General features: G+C 44.8%; 13 protein-coding genes and 2 pseudogenes. All 15 read left to right on the top strand.

The genetic code is table 11. The features are described from left to right. Nucleotides 1–25 precede the first annotated feature (25 nt). The 15 genes and pseudogenes from GZ1_RS11125 to GZ1_RS11055 all read left to right on the top strand — a co-directional run bounded on the left by GZ1_RS11125 (nt 26) and on the right by GZ1_RS11055 (nt 19,074). Nucleotides 26–1,028, top strand: a pseudogene (locus GZ1_RS11125) (substrate-binding domain-containing protein). A gap of 18 nt (nt 1,029–1,046) precedes the next feature. Further along, on the top strand, nt 1,047–2,834 hold the full coding sequence (locus GZ1_RS11120; protein ID WP_029761232.1) for a cache domain-containing sensor histidine kinase: 1,788 nt from the start codon (nt 1,047–1,049) through the stop codon (nt 2,832–2,834). Nucleotides 2,835–2,847: 13 nt separating this feature from the next. Then, nucleotides 2,848–4,050 (top strand): response regulator transcription factor, encoded by a 1,203-nt coding sequence (locus GZ1_RS11115; RefSeq protein ID WP_011887529.1) that lies wholly within the window; start codon nt 2,848–2,850, stop codon nt 4,048–4,050. Between the two features lie 284 nt (nt 4,051–4,334). Beyond that, a complete protein-coding gene (chvE, locus tag GZ1_RS11110; RefSeq protein ID WP_008880038.1) occupies nt 4,335–5,411 on the top strand; it encodes a multiple monosaccharide ABC transporter substrate-binding protein in 1,077 nt (358 codons plus the stop codon). Nucleotides 5,412–5,484: 73 nt separating this feature from the next. Next, nucleotides 5,485–7,026, top strand: coding sequence for a multiple monosaccharide ABC transporter ATP-binding protein (gene mmsA / locus GZ1_RS11105; RefSeq protein WP_011887528.1), 1,542 nt, complete (start codon nt 5,485–5,487; stop codon nt 7,024–7,026). Between the two features lies 1 nt (nt 7,027). After that, nucleotides 7,028–8,251 (top strand): multiple monosaccharide ABC transporter permease, encoded by a 1,224-nt coding sequence (gene mmsB, locus GZ1_RS11100; RefSeq protein WP_011887527.1) that lies wholly within the window; start codon nt 7,028–7,030, stop codon nt 8,249–8,251. Between the two features lie 119 nt (nt 8,252–8,370). Further along, nucleotides 8,371–9,465 carry a GntR family transcriptional regulator gene (locus GZ1_RS11095; protein WP_011887526.1) on the top strand — a complete coding sequence of 365 codons (1,095 nt, stop codon included), beginning with the start codon at nt 8,371–8,373 and terminating at the stop codon, nt 9,463–9,465. A gap of 91 nt (nt 9,466–9,556) precedes the next feature. Beyond that, a complete protein-coding gene (araD, locus tag GZ1_RS11090; protein WP_060788488.1) occupies nt 9,557–10,243 on the top strand; it encodes an L-ribulose-5-phosphate 4-epimerase in 687 nt (228 codons plus the stop codon). Nucleotides 10,244–10,259: 16 nt separating this feature from the next. After that, complete coding sequence (locus tag GZ1_RS11085; protein WP_060788487.1) at nt 10,260–11,954, top strand: ribulokinase; 1,695 nt, start codon at nt 10,260–10,262, stop codon at nt 11,952–11,954. Between the two features lie 16 nt (nt 11,955–11,970). Beyond that, the gene (araA, locus tag GZ1_RS11080; RefSeq protein WP_060788486.1) at nt 11,971–13,461 is read left to right on the top strand and encodes an L-arabinose isomerase; all 1,491 of its coding nucleotides are present in this window, start codon (nt 11,971–11,973) and stop codon (nt 13,459–13,461) included. Nucleotides 13,462–13,767: 306 nt separating this feature from the next. Beyond that, nucleotides 13,768–15,090 (top strand): ABC transporter substrate-binding protein, encoded by a 1,323-nt coding sequence (locus tag GZ1_RS11075; protein ID WP_015374995.1) that lies wholly within the window; start codon nt 13,768–13,770, stop codon nt 15,088–15,090. A 59-nt stretch (nt 15,091–15,149) separates the two neighbouring features. Continuing rightward, entirely contained in the window at nt 15,150–15,854 is a 705-nt protein-coding gene (locus tag GZ1_RS11070; RefSeq protein ID WP_060788485.1) for a carbohydrate ABC transporter permease, read from the top strand. Between the two features lie 55 nt (nt 15,855–15,909). Beyond that, nucleotides 15,910–16,266, top strand: a pseudogene (locus GZ1_RS11065) (carbohydrate ABC transporter permease); the annotation flags it as partial. Between the two features lie 15 nt (nt 16,267–16,281). Next, nucleotides 16,282–17,106 carry a carbohydrate ABC transporter permease gene (locus tag GZ1_RS11060; protein WP_015374993.1) on the top strand — a complete coding sequence of 275 codons (825 nt, stop codon included), beginning with the start codon at nt 16,282–16,284 and terminating at the stop codon, nt 17,104–17,106. 36 nt (nt 17,107–17,142) lie between these two features. After that, the gene (locus GZ1_RS11055) at nt 17,143–19,074 is read left to right on the top strand and encodes a glycoside hydrolase family 127 protein (protein WP_015374992.1); all 1,932 of its coding nucleotides are present in this window, start codon (nt 17,143–17,145) and stop codon (nt 19,072–19,074) included. The last annotated feature ends 166 nt before the right edge of the window (nt 19,075–19,240 follow it).

Genomic DNA, 19,240 nt, shown 5'->3' with positions numbered 1-19,240 from the left:
CCATATTGCAGGGGGGAGGGTTAATATGAAAAAATTAGCAATTATTTATGTCTGCTTGATTGGTTTGTTTCTTCTTTATATATATCGCTATCATTTCGAAATTTCTCACCTTCGTTTATCCTCCCAAGAAGAGACGGCATTTCAAGGCCAACCTAACGAAAAATACGTCATGATCACCTTCCAATCAGGAATGGATTATTGGAAGCGCTGTCTCAAAGGGTTTGAAGACGCCGCCGAGGAGTTGAACGTCTCTGTAGAATATCGCGGAGCGACACAGTATGATGTCAATGAACAAGTGACGGTGCTAGAACAGGTGATCGCAAGGAAGCCGGCGGGTATTGCTATTTCGGCGATTAATCCGACAGCGTTGACGAAAACGATCAACAAGGCAGTGGAGAAAGGAATTCCAGTTGTGTTGTTTGATTCGAATGCTTCGGGAAGCAAGGCGTTTTCGTTTTTAGGGACGAATAACTATAATGCTGGAGTGACAGCAGCTCATGAAATGGCGAAACTGTTGGGGAATAAAGGGAATGTCGGGATCATTACTTCGCCTTATCAGCTTAATCACCAAGAGAGAACAAGAGGGTTTGTCGAGACAATTTATCAAAAATACCCACAAATGCATGTGGTGGCTGTAAAAAAATGGGAAAGGGGATGTTAGGGCTTCCAAACAGGCGGCGATAGAGATCTTAGAGGATTACCCAGATGTGCAGGGGATCTTCGCAACGGAAGCGAATGGGGGAGTTGGCATGGCCGAGGCCGTTGTGATGTTGAATAAAAAGCATGTAAAATTGATTAGTTTTGATACGGAAAAACAAACGTTAGATTTGGTGAAGAAGGGTGTCATTGCTGCGACATTGGCGCAAGGAACATGGAATATGGGATACTGGTCGTTGCAGTTTTTATTTCAACTTCATCATCGCCTTACGTCTTCTTCGCGGTCAGGGGATTTGCCTCTGCCGGTGTATGTCGATACAGGGATCACGGTTGTTACGAAAGAAAATGTGGATCGTTTTTATGCCAGATAAAGAAGAAATGAGTGATCGATGTTGGGAGTACGAAAACGTTGGCGAGTTCGTCATTGGCCGATACGGTACAAGTTTGTTTCCTTGTTGCTGATTTCTATGATTGTCCCTGCTCTCGGGCTTGGAGGCCTAGTGAGCTGGGCGGTTGACCGAATCATCGAGCGGCAAGTTAACGAAAATACGTTACAGTTAATTAGCCAAGTCAATAGAACATTAGAGTTTTATGTTAATAATATGCAAAATATTACGTATTTAATTGCATTTAATCCTGAGACGAAAGCATTTTTTGACCGCTCCACCTCTAGTGATGAGTATGAGATTCGTCAGTTTTTGCAAGGGATTACAACGTTATATCCTGAAATTGCTGGAATCTTGGTTGTCAACCAATATGGCGATTATATTAGCAATGAAATGTACAGCCGCTCCTCGCAACCGTTGACAGAGGAATCGTGGTATCAGGAGGCGGTTAAAAATAAAGGGATTTTTAAAATGATTGGCCATCCTGGTGGGCGAAATGTCCTTTCCCATGCCAATTATTCAAGCGAAGAGGTCGTATCCGCAGTACGGGCGATTTTAGAGCCTGAGACACAAAAGGTGAAGGGAGTCGTGCTTATTGATTTAAAGCTGCGAGTCATTGCAGAAGCGACAAAAAACGTCCGTCTTGGGAAATGGGGACATTTGCTAGTGATAGATGAGCGAGGCGAGAGTATTTATACTCCAAGCCCATCGCCGCTTCGAACAATTCCGCTGCGATGGGTTCAAGGGAATAGTGGTACGTTTTCGAAAGAAATAAACGGACAACATATCCAGTTGATTTATCAACGCTCCCCGTTTACCAATTGGACGATTATCGGAGTATTTTCTGGCAATGAATCGGCGTTAGAAGTGATGGAAATCCGTTTTTATATCATCAGCTTCATCTTTTTCGTCTGTTTTATTGCGCTCGGCGCCTCGTATTACTTATCTTTTTCGTTATCGCGCCCAATCAGCCAGCTAACAGCTTTTATGAAAAAAGCGCAAGCAGGCGATTTAACGGTCCGTTATCATGATGAACGTATGGATGAAATTGGGATATTAGGCCGAAGCTTCAACCATATGTTGGATCAAATGCAACGTTTTATTTCTTTGGCAGAATGGCAGGAGCGACAGCGTTGGGAAGCGGAGTTGCGGGAGCTGCAGGCCCAGATTAAGCCGCATTTCCTTTACAATACGTTAGATACGATTCAGTGGATGGCGCGAAAAAAAGGGGCGGATGATGTAGCGGAAGTGGTGGGTGCGCTGGCAAAGCTGTTCCGCATCGGGTTGAGCAAAGGAAGGAACATGATTCTTTTCGCTGAGGAGATCGAACATATAAAAAGTTACTTGCACATTCAGAAAGTTCGTTATAAAGATAAGTTAAACTACACATTTGATATTCCTGAACATTTGCAACAGTTCTATGTGTTAAAATTGTTGTTGCAGCCAATTGTGGAAAATGCTATTTATCATGGCATTAAACAGCGAAGAGGACCGGGGCATATTTCGATTCAAGCAGAAGAGCGAGATGGAACGATGTATATTCGCGTGAAAGATGATGGGATTGGAATGTCCCGGGAGCGGCTTGAGGAGCTGCGGAAAAGTCTAACGATTGACTTTACAGCGGGAGATCAGGAAGGCAAGATGAGAAATATAAAAGGATACGGAATGGTCAATGTACAGGCTCGGTTGCAATTAACATTCGGTCCGTCTTATCGGTTGTATATTGACAGTGAAGAAGGGAAAGGAACGACCGTGATGATTGTGCATCCAATGATCATGAACCTCTCCTAGGAGGGACGAAGAAATGTGGAAAGTGCTAATTGCGGATGATGAGATGATTATTCGTGAAGGAATTCGAGAATCGATCGACTGGGCTCAATTCAATATGGAAGTGATCGCGGAAGCGGAAGATGGGGAAGAGGCGCTAGAATTAGCGATAAAACATGAAGTGCACGTATTATTTGTAGATTTGAGCATGCCGATTATGGACGGGCTGACACTTATGAAACATGTGCGAGAGAGGCTGCCGCACTGCCATATGATCGTGATTACTGGTTACGATGAGTTTTCATATGCGCAAGAAGCACTCCGTCTCCAGGTGGATGATTACTTGTTAAAACCAACGGACCCAAAGCAATTGCGCGAAGTAGTGGCGAAGGTGAAAGAGAAACTTGAACGTGAGCATCAGGAGAGAGGATATGTAGAGCTATTAACGAGTCAAGTACAAAAAAATGTCGGGTTGCTTCGCCAGCAATTAGGAGTCGAATGGGTAGAAGGAAGATTGAGGGAAGAGGAAATGATGAGACAGTTGCCTTTGCTTGGCCTTCCATCATTTTGTCCTGTTCAAGTTGTTGTCATTCAATGGTTCTCGTTTAAAAATCAACCCATTATGAACGATCGGGATCGATACATTCTTTTGTTTGCGATAGAAAACATCGTGTCTGAATTGTTGGTGAATCATGAAATGTTGGTTTTTCGCGATTCAAATGGGTTCGTTGTTGTCATAGTTTGGACACCGATTAGTGAAGAACAGCGTAGGGGGATTGAAGCCGCATTAAAGCAATATTTGTACATTGGAGCTAGCGCTTATATGGAAATGGTAGAGGGAGGGGTGACCGGGGTGATTTCGGCGTATGAAAAATGTAAGAGGAAGATGGAGGAAGAAAAGCGTCTTTCTCCGGTTGTCCGCCGCGCCAAACAGTATATACAGACACATTTTAGCCAGTCAGAACTGACACTTGAGTCGGTTGCTCAATTTCTCAATGTCTCTCCCATTTACCTGAGCCGAATGATCAAGCAAGAGCTAGGCATTTCTTTTGTTCACTTATTGACGAAAATTCGACTGACGAAGGCGGTTGAGCTACTTTTATCTACGGAACTACCTATTCACGAAATTGCCGAGCGAGTCGGCTATGATACACAACATTATTTTAGCACGGCCTTTAAAAAAGCGATGGGAGTGCCTCCAAACCAATATCGGAAGATACATCTAGAACGTGAGGCATAGCTAGTAGCAAAACAGATCACGTTTTCTTTTTGCGGGAGCTGACCTCAAAAGCCGCCTGCCTTCCACAGACATACTAGATATCGATTCAAGGAAGATTCATTGTTTACATATGGTAATCAAAAAGGGTGTCCCAATTTGTAGGGACATCTTTCTTTTTTTGAAAACGCTTCAATAAAGTTAAATTTTTATAAAAATCGTTAATTGATTAAAAAGACGTACAATTTAATCAATGATATAGTAAAAGCACGAAGAAAATATACGTACAAATTTTAGGAGGGGGAAAAATGAAAAGGTTTTTATCTACACTAACGTTACTGTTCCTTGTATTGGCGTTGTCTGCATGTGGCGGCATCGGAACGAGTGGCGGAAAGAACGCTGGGTTTGTCGGTATTTCGATGCCAACAAAGTCATCGGAGCGCTGGGTGCGTGATGGGGAAAGTATGGTGAAAGAGTTTGAGAAGCTCGGTTATAAGACGGATTTGCAATATGCTGAAGACGTAGTCGAAAACCAGGTATCTCAAATTGAAAATATGATCACCAAAGGCGTTAACGTGTTAGTCATTGCACCGATTGATGGGGAAGCGTTGACCGACGTATTGGAAAAAGCGAATAAACAAGGGATTAAGGTGATTTCGTACGACCGCTTAATCAAGAATAGCAAGTATGTGGACTACTATGCGACATTCGACAACTTTAAAGTTGGTGTGCTGCAAGGCCAATACATTGAACAAAAGCTAGGTCTTAAAGAAGGAAAAGGCCCGTTCAATATTGAGTTGTTTGCTGGATCTCCAGATGACAATAACGCTTATTTCTTCTTTGATGGAGCCATGTCGATTTTAAAACCGTACATCGATTCAGGAAAGCTAGTGGTAAAAAGCGGTCAAACAAAATTCGACCAAGTTGCAACACTCCGTTGGGATGGGGCGACAGCTCAAGCGCGTATGGATAACTTGCTGAGCGCGCATTATACGGACGCTCGTGTTGATGCCGTACTGTCTCCGTACGACGGTATTAGCATCGGGGTCATTTCTTCCTTAAAAGGGGTCGGTTATGGGACCGCGAGCAAACCGATGCCGGTAATCACGGGACAAGATGCGGAATTGGCTTCAATAAAATCGATTATTGCTGGTGAACAAACACAAACGGTATTTAAAGATACGCGGGAATTGGCGAAAAAAGCTGTTGAGATGGCTGATGCAGTATTGAAGGACAAAAAGCCGGAAGTAAACGACACCAAAACATATGATAATGGGGTAAAAGTCGTGCCGTCTTACTTGTTGGAACCGATTTCCGTCGATCAATCGAATTATGAAAAAGTGCTAGTCGATAGTGGCTATTACAAAAAAGAAGATTTGAAATAAGCTTGAGAGAAAAAGCGGATATAAGGGCTGCTGTCCCTTATATCCGTGCTCTCTTACGAGGAGGCGGGGGAGTATGTGTGCATTTATTTTGGAAATGAGGGGGATTACGAAACAATTTCCCGGAGTGAAAGCGCTTGATAATGTGAATTTAAAGGTGCGAGAAGGAGAAATTCATGCGCTTTGCGGGGAGAATGGGGCAGGAAAATCGACATTGATGAAAGTGTTAAGTGGCGTTTATCCATATGGGACGTATGACGGGGAAATTTTATTTAAAGGAGAAGTATGCAAATTTAAAGATATTAAACAGAGCGAGCAATTAGGGATTGTCATCATCCATCAAGAGCTTGCCCTAATCCCCTATTTGTCCATTGCTGAAAACATTTTTTTAGGGAATGAACGGGCGAAAAAAGGAGTCATTAACTGGAACGAAACGTTTGCACAAACAAAAGAGCTGTTGCAGAAAGTTGGATTGGATGAATCCCCCCACACGTTGGTCGGTCAACTTGGAGTCGGCAAACAGCAATTGGTGGAAATCGCGAAAGCATTATCCAAAGAAGTAAAATTGCTTATTTTGGATGAGCCGACGGCGGCATTGAATGAAGATGACAGTGAAAATTTATTAAACTTGCTTTTAGAGTTTAAAAAACAAGGTTTGTCTGCCATTATTATTTCTCATAAGTTGAATGAAATTGCCAAGGTCGCCGATTCGATCACGATTTTACGGGATGGAAAAACGATTGAAACATTGGATATGAAGCGCGATGAAGTGACCGAGGATCGAATCATTCGCGGAATGGTGGGGCGTGATTTAACGAACCGTTATCCGACAAGAACGCCGAAGATCGGTGAAGTTATATTTGAAGTAAAAAACTGGACCGTACATCATCCTGTTTATCCCGAACGCAAAGTAATTGATAATGTTCATTTGTCAATTCGCAGAGGAGAAATTGTGGGAATCGCCGGTCTCATGGGGGCAGGTCGAACTGAATTGGCCATGAGCATCTTTGGTCGATCATACGGAAAGAAAATCAGCGGTGAGATATGGAAAAATGGGGCCAAAATCGATGTAAGCGATGTTAGTAAAGCCATTGCCAACGGGATCGCTTATGTAACCGAAGACAGGAAAGGAAATGGCCTTATCTTAATGGAAGACATTCGGAAAAATATTACGCTTTCTCGCTTAGGAAAAATCTCGAACCATTTTGTGGTCGATGAAAATAAGGAAATTATTGAATCGGAACGATTCCGTAACCAATTCAAAATTAAAACGCCAAGCGTGTTTCAAAAAGCGGAAGCGCTTAGTGGTGGAAATCAGCAAAAAGTCGTTTTAAGTAAATGGATTTTTGCCGAACCGGATATTTTGATTTTGGATGAACCGACAAGGGGAATTGATGTAGGGGCGAAATATGAAATTTATACGATCATTCATCAGTTGGCGAATGCAGGGAAAGGCATTTTAATGATTTCTTCCGAGCTTCCAGAAATTCTCGGGATGTGCGACCGGATTTACGTGATGAGCGAAGGACGCATCACTGGTGAAGTTGTACGGGAAGAAGCAACACAGGAAAAATTAATGAGACTAATGACAAAAACGGCTATTCGGGAGGGAGTATAAGATGGAAGCACCGATGCAAAAAACAGTACACCAACCTTCAAAGCGGTCAACAAAGGACGAACGGTTAACTTTCAAACAGATGATAAAAAGCAATATGAGAAGCTATAGCATGGTGATCGCTCTCGTCTTGATCATGTTATTGTTTCAATTATTAACGGGAGGCATTTTATTAAGGCCGCTAAATATTACGAACTTAATCTTGCAAAACAGTTATATTTTAGTGTTGGCTGTTGGAATGATGCTTGTCATTATTACTGGACATATCGACTTATCGGTCGGATCGGTGGCAGCCTTTGTCGGGGCTTTGGCTGGCATTCTTATGGTTCAACATCATGTACCGGTTTGGATGACAGTTCTCATTTGCTTAGTGCTAGGAGCCTTGATTGGGGCATGGCAAGGATTTTGGGTTGCCTACGTGAAAATCCCGGCGTTTATTGTGACGTTGGCAGGCATGTTACTGTTTCGCGGGTTGACGATGGTCATTTTAGAGGGGCAATCAATCGCCCCGTTTCCGAAAACATTCCAAAATATTAGTTCAGGGTTTCTTCCAGATCTATTTAATGGGGGATCTCTTCATCTTTTCACTCTTGTGGTCGGTTTAGCGATTTCTGTCTTATTTATCGCATTGGAATGGCGAAAACGAAACGGCCAAAAAAAATACGGCTTTGCGGTCAGTCCTGCCCCGGTGTTTGGGATAAAAATGGCCGTCATTGTTGCCGTTATTATGATCTTCTCTTATATTTTGGCGACGTACGAAGGAATTCCGACAATCTTAGTTATTTTGGCTGCGTTGATCATCGCTTATTCATTTGTCGCTAATCGAACGGTCGTTGGGCGTCACATTTATGCTATTGGCGGCAATGAAAAGGCAGCCCAACTGTCAGGGATTAAAACAAAACGTGTCACTTTTTGGGTGTTTGTGAATATGGGGGTATTGGCCGCTTTGTCCGGACTAATTTTTGCTGCCCGTCTCAACGCAGCGACGCCAAAAGCAGGAAATTTGTTTGAACTCGATGCCATCGCGGCATGCTTTATTGGAGGTGCATCTGCTTATGGCGGCGTCGGTACGATCGGTGGGGCGATCATCGGTGGTCTTGTCATGGGCGTAATGAATAACGGGATGTCCTTACTTGGACTGGGCATCGACTGGCAACAAGCCATTAAAGGACTTGTTCTGCTTGCCGCTGTTGCCTTTGATATTTACAACAAAAACAAAGCTGCGTAAGCAAAACAAAGGGTCAAGCCAATCTGCTTGGCCCTTTGTTATTAAAAATAGATACGAACAAATGAGAATTGCTATAATAAAATTAATTTGTATCTCATTTTTGTCGTTGAGGTGGACTTATGAAGGAGAAAATGGTGCCAAAATATGTGCAATTAAAGCAAGAAATTTTATCTTGGATCGTGTCTGGAAAAATGAAGCCGGATGAGAAAATTCCAACTGAGCATGAAATCGCCAACCAGTTTCAGTTAAGTCGTCATACGGTTCGGCAGGCGCTCGGGGAGCTCGAGAAGGAAGGGTGGCTGTACAAAATTCAAGGGAGCGGCACATTTGTGTCCCGGCCGAAGTCAAAAGAACAAGTGGATACGAAAACCATTGGGATCATCACTACTTATATTTCCGACTATATTTTTCCGCATATTGTCCGCGGGGCGGAGGAGACGTTGCGGGAAAAGGGATACCGTCTTTTGCTGGCCAGTACGAATAATGATAAACAGCGAGAGAAAGAGCAGCTTGAGGAGATGATTCGAGAACCATTAAGCGGGTTGATCATCGAGCCGACCAAAAGTGCACAAGGGAATCCGAATCTAGGCTACTACTTGTCGCTCAATAACCTCCATATTCCGTATGTCATGATTAACGCTCGCTATTTGGAAGTGAGCTGTCCATGCGTGAAAATGGATGATGAGCAGGGCGGATTTTTATTGACCGATCATCTTATTCGTTTAGGGCACCGCCGGATTGCTGGTTTCTTTAAAACCGACGATTTGCAAGGAGTGGACCGTTTGCGCGGCTTTATTCGCGCTCACCAGCAACACGAGATGCCTGTTGCAACAGACTATCTTCTTTCTTATGCAACAGAGGAGAAAATGACAAAACCGCTTGAGGTGGCAAGACAGTTTTTGCAACGCCCAAAAGGGGAGCGACCAACTGCCTTTGTCTGCTATAACGATGAGCTGGCGATTTTACTTCTTGAGGTGATTCGTCAACAAGGATTATCCGTTCCCGATGACCTTTCGATCGTCGGGTTTGATGACTCGACGTTTGCGACAGCGACGGAAGTGAAGTTGACGACGATCCGTCATCCAAAAATGGAAATGGGGATCGAAGCAGCGCAACTGCTTATTCAAATGATCGAACAGCCAACGGCTGAAACGATCAGGGATATTATTTATAAACCTGAGTTAATTGTCCGGAACTCTACTAAAGAAATATAAAAATATGTCCAAAATAAAGAAAAAAGTATGGAAAAATTGTACGTACAAAATTATAATGGAGGTGAAGAGACTTTTATAGGGAGTGGGAGTTATGCTTGAGGAGCTGAAACGGGCTGTATTTGAGGCCAACCTGCAGCTCCCACAATACCGCCTTGTGACATTTACATGGGGAAATGTGAGCGGGATTGACCGGGAGCGCGGGTTGGTTGTCATTAAGCCAAGTGGGTTGGCGTATGACAGACTGACTGCGGAAGATATGGTGGTCGTGAATTTAGACGGCGAGGTGGTGGAAGGACAGTGGAAACCGTCATCGGACACTCCGACCCATCTCTGGCTGTATAAACAATTTCCGGGAATCGGAGGAATTGTGCATACCCATTCGACTTGGGCGACTGTTTGGGCGCAGGCCGGGAAAGGGATTCCTCCGTTGGGGACGACGCACGCGGACTATTTTTATGGGGAAATTCCGTGCACCCGCCCGATGACCAATGAAGAAATTCAAGGGGCTTATGAACTAGAGACCGGAAAGGTGATTACAGAAACGTTCCGTTTCCTTGATCCGCTGCAAATGCCTGGCGTTTTAGTGCATGGGCATGGACCGTTTGCTTGGGGGAAAGATCCAGCGAACGCCGTTCATAATGCTGTTGTTTTGGAAGAGGTGGCAAAAATGGCAGCAAGAACATTCATGCTCAATCCGAACGTACAGCCGATCAGCCAATCGCTGCTTGACCGCCACTATTTACGCAAGCATGGCGTCAATGCTTACTATGGGCAATAAGGGGAGGGAGAACTAGATGGGCCAAAAATATGTCATTGGCATCGACTATGGGACGGAATCGGGACGGGCGGTTCTCGTTGATCTAGATGGAAACGAAATTGCGGATCATGTCACTCCATACCCTCACGGAGTTATCGATGAAGTCCTGCCGGAATCGAACGTACAACTCGAGCCAGACTGGGCGTTGCAACACCCGGGCGATTATATCGAAGTGTTGGCGACCGCTGTCCCGGCCGTCTTGCAAAAGTCTGGAGTTAGTCCATCGGATGTTATCGGGGTCGGGATCGATTTTACGGCTTGCACAATGTTGCCGGTTGATGCCTCCGGAGAGCCGCTTTGCTTGAAACCAGAGTTTAAGCATCGCCCGCACAGCTGGGTGAAACTGTGGAAGCACCATGCCGCTCAGGATGAGGCGAACTTGCTCAACGAGATCGCTGCCAAACGAGGGGAAGCGTTTTTGCCGCGATATGGCGGAAAAATTTCATCTGAATGGATGATTGCGAAAATTTGGCAGATTCTAAACGAAGATCCGGAGATTTACGAACAGACCGACCTTTTCCTTGAGGCGACCGATTGGGTCATTTTCAAAATGACCGGGAATATCGTCCGCAACAGCTGCACAGCGGGCTATAAATCGATTTGGCATAAACAAGATGGGTATCCAAGCAAGGAATTTTTCCGGGCGCTCGACCCGCGGCTGGAACACTTGACAGACACGAAACTGCGCGGTCCGATCGTTCCGCTTGGTACGAGAGCGGGAGTGCTGACGAACGAAATGGCGGCCATGATGGGCCTTCTCCCGGGAACGGCCGTTGCCGTCGGAAATGTCGATGCCCATGCGGCCGTACCGGGTGTCGGGGTTGTCGAGCCCGGCAAGCTGGTGATGGCGATGGGAACCTCGATTTGCCACATGCTACTGGGCACGGAAGAAAAATATGTCGAAGGCATGTGCGGGGTCGTCGAGGACGGCATCATTCCCGGGTATTTCGGTTACGAAGCCGGCCAATCCGCAGTTGGTGACATTTTCGCTTGGTATGTGGAGCAAGGTGTTCCGGCATATGTGAAAGAAGCGGCAGAAAAAGAAGGAGTCGGCGTCCACGAATGGCTTGAGAAGCGGGCTGCTGCCTATCGGCCGGGAGAAACCGGGCTGTTGGCGTTGGACTGGTGGAACGGCAACCGCTCCGTATTGGTCGATACCGATTTAACCGGGCTTATCATCGGCTATACGTTGCTAACGAAACCAGAAGAGATTTACCGTGCGCTGCTTGAAGCAACGGCCTTTGGCACACGCAAAATTATCGATGCTTTCGTTGAAAACGGTGTCAAAGTTGACGAATTGTATGCGTGCGGTGGGCTGCCGCAAAAAAATAAACTGCTCATGCAAATTTATGCCGATGTCACCAACCGCGAGATCAAAATCGCGGCTTCGAAACAAACTCCGGCGGTGGGGGCGGCTATGTTTGCGGCGGTCGCGGCCGGCAAAGAAAACGGTGGATATGAATCGATCGTCGACGCAGCCCAAAAGATGGGGAAAGTACGCGAAGAGACGTTCAAGCCAATTCCAGAGAATGTCGCGATCTACGAGCAGTTGTACCAAGAATATACGAAGCTTCATGACTATTTCGGCCGTGGGGAAAACGATGTCATGAAACGGCTCAAACATTGGAGAGAAACTGCACGGACGGCGAACGAATCGGTGACTTTATCGTAAATGGGGAGGGGCAATCATGCTGTCATTACGTCCTTATGAATTTTGGTTTGTAACAGGAAGCCAGCACTTGTACGGGGAAGAAGCATTAAAGCAGGTTGAAGAACATTCGAGAATCATGGTCGATGGGTGGAACCGCGATTCGGTGTTTCCGTTCCCATTCGTTTTGAAACCGGTCGTCACGACGCCAGAGGAAATCCGGCGCGTTTGCCTTGAGGCGAATGCGAATGAACAATGCGCCGGGGTGATCACCTGGATGCATACGTTCTCGCCGGCGAAAATGTGGATTGGCGGCCTTTTGGAGTTGCGAAAACCGTTATTGCATCTTCATACTCAATTTAACCGCGATATTCCGTGGGACAGCATCGATATGGACTTTATGAACTTAAACCAATCGGCCCACGGCGACCGGGAATACGGATTTATCGGCGCAAGAATGGGAGTCGCCCGAAAAGTGGTGGCCGGGCACTGGGAAGACCCAAGCGTCCGCGAGCGGCTGGCGAAGTGGATGCGAACGGCCGTCGCCTTTGCGGAAAGCCGCCATCTCAAAGTCGCTCGTTTTGGCGACAACATGCGTGAAGTGGCAGTGACCGAAGGGGACAAAGTCGGAGCGCAAATCCAATTCGGTTGGTCGGTCAATGGCTATGGCGTCGGGGATTTGGTTCAATACATCCGCGATGTTTCCGAACAAAAAGTCAACGAACTGCTTGAGGAATATGCCGAGCTGTATGACATTGTGCCCGCTGGCCGCCAAGACGGGCCGGTTCGCGAGTCGATCCGTGAACAGGCGCGGATTGAACTTGGATTAAAAGCCTTCCTGAAAGACGGGAACTTTGCCGCTTTCACGACGACGTTTGAGGATTTGCATGGGATGAAGCAGCTCCCGGGACTCGCCGTTCAGCGGCTCATGGCGGAAGGATACGGCTTCGGCGGCGAAGGCGACTGGAAAACAGCCGCACTCGTCCGGTTGATGAAAGTCATGGCCGACGGCAAAGGGACGTCGTTTATGGAAGATTACACGTACCACTTTGAGCCGGGCAATGAAATGATTCTTGGCGCCCATATGCTCGAAGTATGCCCGACGATCGCCGCAACCCGGCCGCGCATTGAAGTTCATCCACTGTCGATCGGCGGAAAAGAAGACCCAGCCCGCTTAGTCTTTGACGGTGGTGAAGGGGCGGCCGTCAATGCGTCGCTAATCGACTTAGGGCACCGGTTCCGCCTCATCGTCAACGAGGTCAATGCGGTAAAAGTGGAGCACGACATGCCGAAATTGCCCGTTGCGCGCATTTTATGGAAACCGCGTCCATCGCTCCGCGATTCAGCTGAAGCATGGATTTTGGCTGGCGGCGCCCACCATACATGCTTCTCATTTGCAGTTACAACAGAACAACTGCAGGATTTTGCGGAAATGGCCGGCATCGAATGCGTCGTGATCAATGAACATACGTCCGTCTCATCGTTCAAAAATGAATTGAGATGGAATGAAGTGTTTTGGCGGGGGAGATAAGAAATTAGAAAATCGAATGATTTGGCATCCTAGGGCACGGGCTGAGAGCTCGTGTCCCTTCTTGAACCTACACATAACTATATGTTCGTACAATTGTTAAAAATAAATGAATTAAAATTCAAAAAAATATTGACATGTACGAACAAAAAGCGATAATATAAAAACTAGAATACGCTTTCAAGAATAGTTTAATTTCCAAAGCAATCATTATGGGGGTGGTTTTGTACGTACATATAAATTGTTAGTTAGAATTTTTTGTTGTTACTACTGATCTCTGTAATAACTCATGGAAAGGGAGGTTTATTCGTGAGAAAAAAACAGTCAATCATAATGATAATATTACTCACAACATTTTTAATAGTATTAGGAGGATGCAGTTCTAATAATAAAACTGCCCAGGGGGAAGGTGAATCAAAAACTGTAACTCTAAAGTTCATGGGATGGGAGGCTAGCCCATTAGAGACTGAAGCTGTTAAGAAAGGACTCCAAAAGTTTATGGAGGAAAACCCTAACATAAGAGTTCAGTACACACCAATTCCTCAATCTCAATATAGCTCAAAATTATTAACCATGTTGGCAGGCAACGCTGCTCCTGATGTATTTTTTCTAGGCTCTGAGGATTACCGGACCTTTCAGAAAAAAGGAGTTCTTCTAGACCTAACCCCTTACTTTAAAGAAGAGTATTCTATTGATGACTTTATACCTTCAGCGGCAAGTATTATGCAGATTGACGGGAAGATTTTTGGTGTAAGTAGCTGTACAGTATCACCCGTCCTTTTTTACAATAAGAAGTTATTCGACGAAGCAGGAATTCCTTATCCTTCTAGCGATCCCCAAAAGGCTTGGACATGGAAGCAATTTGTAGAGGTTGCTAAAAAACTTACTAAAAAGAACGGAGATAAGGTTGAACAGTTTGGAGTGTTTGGACTCGAAAATAACTACATGACGGTGGCTGAATATTTCTCCAATGGTGGGAGTCCATACAATAACAGTTTTACGAAATCAACCTTTAATACCCCGGAGGTAAAACAAGTTTTACAATCTGTTTTAGATTTAAGAGTTAAGTATGGAGTAGCTCCAGAAACGAGTGTATTAGAAAAAATAGGAATGAGACCAACACAAATGTTACAAACAGGTAAAATTGGTATGCTTATTGATGGTTCTTGGTCATTACAGGAACTGGCGTCCATGAAGTTTCCTGTCGGGGTGGCTCCATTACCAAAATTTAAGGAGGCAGTTACTCACGGTCAAGCTCACGTACATGCTGTTTCAGCTAAAACTAAGTATCCTAAAGAAGCCTGGAAGTTGGTTAGTTTTCTTTCCTCTGAAGAGTATCAAATCCAGCTAGTCAAGGAAGGTCTATGGATGCCTAATCGCAAAGCCCTGTATACAAATGAAGGGATCAAAAAATGGTATAATAAGGAAGTGCATCCAGAAGGTTTTGAAAAGATGGTGACATATTTTGAGAATGCTAAGCCTTATCCTAATGCCTTCCTCTCTAATAACAAGATTACCTCCATTATTACTGAGGAATTAGACAAATTCTATTACAACGGTGAGTCGCTAGACAAGGTGGTTGAGAGGATCGATAATCGTTCAAACGAAGAGCTTAGAAAACAAAGGGATTGAATACGAGCGATAGGGCCCTAGTTTTCCCCTAGGGCCTTTCTAAGAAGAGGGGGGTCAAAATGGATACGCAAAATGATATTCAATTATCTATAAAATTAAGGGCATGGAGTAAAAAAAGTATAATTCTGGGGTTATTTCGCAAAGATATTACATGGGCAATTGTTTTATTGTTTCCTAATTTACTTGGTTTTCTATTATTTACATTTTGGCCTATCATAGCTTCCTTTCTACTCAGCTTTACTGAATGGGATTTACTACAGCCGATCAAGTTTGTGGGCTTACAGAACTATATTAACCTATTTCACGATGAAACTTTTAAAAAAGTTTTTTGGAATACACTTTATTTCACCATTGTATCTGTGCCAGTAGGCATTGTTCTATCTTTATTATTAGCAGTAGCTCTCAATCAAGGACTTAGAGGGATAAAATTTTATAGAACTGCTTATTTTCTCCCTGTTATTTCGTCTATGGTGGCCGTAGCCGTAATATGGCAGTGGATCTATAATCCAGAATATGGTGTTTTAAATTATTTTTTGGGTCTATTCGGTATAGAAGGACCAAGTTGGTTAACAAGTACAAAGTGGGCAATGCCTGCAGTTATCATGACTAGTGTATGGAAAAATTTGGGGTTCAATATGTTACCTGAATCCGTGACAGAAGTGTATCAAAAATGCTGGGAAACCCAATCGTGTCGAGACTTCGACTCCATTTCGAATGTTCACCTATTAGGTGAAGAACCCCGAGTGCAATATTTTGTTGATTGATCCAGTTTTCTTGGCAGCTTTGAACGCGTCTTTATCACGGATTCAGGTGTTAGTTTTTTTGGCTGGATTACAGTCTATTCCGGAGAGTTATTATGAAGCTGCGGATATCGATGGAGCAACTTGGTTTAAGAAGTTTTGGAATATAACAGTCCCCCTCCTTTCTCCAACTACTTTCTTTGTATCAGTGATGTCTGTTATAGGGTCTTTTCAGGTGTTCGATTCAGTATTCCTTATGACCCAGGGAGGGCCTGCAAGGTCAACATCCGTTATGGTTCACTATATTTATGAAAATGCATTTCAATTCTTCAAAATGGGTTATGCTAGTGCAATGTCGTATGTTTTATTCTTTATGATCTCAATTGTTACGCTAGTGCAGTTTTGGCATCAGAAGAAGAAATCTGAAATTTATTAAAAAGGTGCGAGAGTTATGAGAAAAAGTATAACTCAAAGGGTATTAGCACATGTGTGTCTTAGTTTAGGGGCAATTTTTATGATCTTCCCGTTTTTGTGGATGTTGAGTACTTCATTTAAGGATATGAGTGAGGTATTTATATTTCCCCCTAAACCATTTGGGAAAGAAATACATTGGGAAAACTATCTTAGAATTTTTGATCGCTTTCCTTTTGATCTATTTTTTCTAAACAGTCTTAAGATAACAGTTATTGTAGTTATCGGTCAACTGATTACGAGTTCAATGGCTGGGTATGTATTTGCACGTCTTAAGTTTCGTTATCGCGATATAATATTTGGGTTATATCTTGCAACTATGATGGTTCCAAGTCAAGTTACTATGATTCCCACGTTCATCTTGATGCGCTACTATGGATTGGTCGATACTCATGCCTCATTGATTTTACCGGGGCTTGTTTCGGCTTTTGGAACTTTTCTAATGCGCCAATTTTTCCTTACTATTCCATCAGCCTTGGAAGATGCTGCTAAGATAGACGGTTGTACACCATTTGGGATATATTGGAGGATATTCTTGCCGCTATCTAAACCTGCTCTTGCTACTTTAGGAGTCTTTGTCTTTATGGGAACATGGAATGATTTTCTTGGGCCTCTTGTTTTTATTAATTCTTTGGAGAAAATGACATTACCGTTAGGCTTGGCATCTATGCAAGGGATGTATTCTACTGACTGGCCTGTATTAATGGCTGGGACTGTGCTTAGTTTATTACCCGTTATAGTGATTTTTCTATTGGCCCAAGACTTCTTTATTCGCGGTATAACGTTATCAGGATTGAAAGACTAATTTGATTTTAATAATAAAAAATGGAGGATGAGGGGCATGAAACAAAAGGTGAATAATAACATTAACATTAAAATTACTGAAGGGTTTTGGAGTAGATATGTAGATGTTGTTAGAAAAGAAGTTGTACCGTATCAGTGGGAGGCATTGAATGATCTTATCCCTAGTGCTGAACCAAGCCATGCGATTGAGAACTTTCGCATTGCCGCAGGGGAATCGGATGGAGAGTTTTACGGGATGGTTTTTCAAGACAGCGATGTAGGGAAATGGCTCGAAGCGGTCGCGTATTTACTCGAGGAAAAGCGTGACCCGGAATTGGAAGCACTCGCCGATGACGTGATTGAGCTGCTCAGCCGCGCCCAGCAGCCGGACGGTTATCTCAACACGTATTATACGGTTAAGGAGCCTGGAAAGCGATGGACAAACTTGCGGGACAATCATGAACTGTATTGTGCCGGTCATTTGATTGAAGCAGCGGTCGCTTATTTCCGGGCCACAGGCAAACGGCGCTTTTTGGATATCATGTGCAAGTATGCCGATTATATCGGCACGGTATTCGGCCGGGGAGAGGGTCAAATTCCGGGATATGACGGACATCAGGAGATTGAGTTGGCGCTGTTGAAACTGTATGAAGTGACGGGAAATGAGAGCTATCTTAAACTGAGTCAATATTTTATTGACCAGCGCGGACAGCAGCCTCACTACTTTGATTGGGAGAAAAAAGCAAGAGGAGAAACCAAACCGTTTTGGTTTCATGATGATTACCGCTACCACCAAGCTCACATTCCAGTCAGGGAACAAAAACAAGCCGTTGGGCATGCGGTGCGGGCGCTCTATATGTATACCGCCATGGCGGGACTGGCGGCGAAAACGGGAGACGAATCGTTGAAGCAAGCATGCCAAACGTTGTGGGAAAACGTAACGAAACGGCAAATGTATATCACGGGCGGCGTCGGCTCGAGCGCGTTTGGTGAATCGTTCACATTTGATTTTGACTTGCCGAATGACACGGCCTATGCGGAGACGTGCGCATCGATCGCCTTAGTATTTTGGGCGCGCCGCATGCTCGAGTTGGAGACGGATGGGAAATACGCGGATGTAATGGAACGGGCATTATACAATGGAACCATTAGCGGCATGGATTTGGACGGCAAGAAGTTTTTTTACGTCAATCCACTCGAAGTGTGGCCGAAGGCATGCGAACGCCATGACAAGCGCCATGTGAAACCGGTGCGGCAAAAATGGTTCAGTTGTGCGTGCTGCCCGCCGAACTTGGCCCGTCTCATCGCGTCGATTGGCCATTATATTTATTCGCAAACATCAGACGCCTTGTTCGTCCACCTTTATGTCGGCAGCGACATTCGGACGGAACTCGGTGGACGGTCGGTCGAAATCGTGCAAGAGACGAACTATCCTTGGGATGGAACGGTTCGATTGACGGTTTTGCCGGAATCCGCTGGGGAATTTACGATTGGCTTGCGCATTCCAGGATGGTGTCGGGGAGCAACATTAACGATCAATGGAGAAAAAGTAGACATGGTTCCACTGATCCAAAAAGGGTATGCTTATATCAAACGGATATGGAAAAAAGGGGATCAAGTGGAGCTTGTTTTCCCGATGCCAGTTGAACGGATCAAGGCTCATCCTCAAGTGCGCGCCAATGCCGGGAAAGTCGCGTTGCAGCGCGGGCCGATTGTGTATTGCCTGGAAGAAGTTGATAATGGGCCAAATTTAGCGAATCTGTTCCTCCCGCGCGATGCCCATCTGGAAGCGCACTTTGAGCCGGACTTGCTAGAAGGGGTTGTAGTGATCACCGGAACCGCCGAGCGAATGGATGAATCAGCATGGAATGATGAGTTGTATCGGCCGATTGACCCCCAAACCTATCAAGTTCCGTTCCGTGCGATTCCTTATTATGCCTGGTGCAACCGAGGAGAAGGGGAGATGACGGTGTGGGTGAATGAGAAGTAAATTCCGTTGATGAAAGAGGGCTGGCTCAAAACGTGAGTGTGTTTTGACTCAGCCCTTGATCCGCTACAAATGATAGGCGTCCTAGTACATGGACGTGGGCTGTTTTTTGAGAGAAATCCAACTTTTGGGGGAGTTGACCAAAATGGCGGCAATAACATTCATGCCC

Origin of the sequence: Geobacillus zalihae NBRC 101842 (assembly GCF_001544135.1) — a bacterium.
Lineage (GTDB): Bacteria > Bacillota > Bacilli > Bacillales > Anoxybacillaceae > Geobacillus > Geobacillus zalihae.
This window is presented reverse-complemented; position numbering and strand designations above follow the sequence as displayed.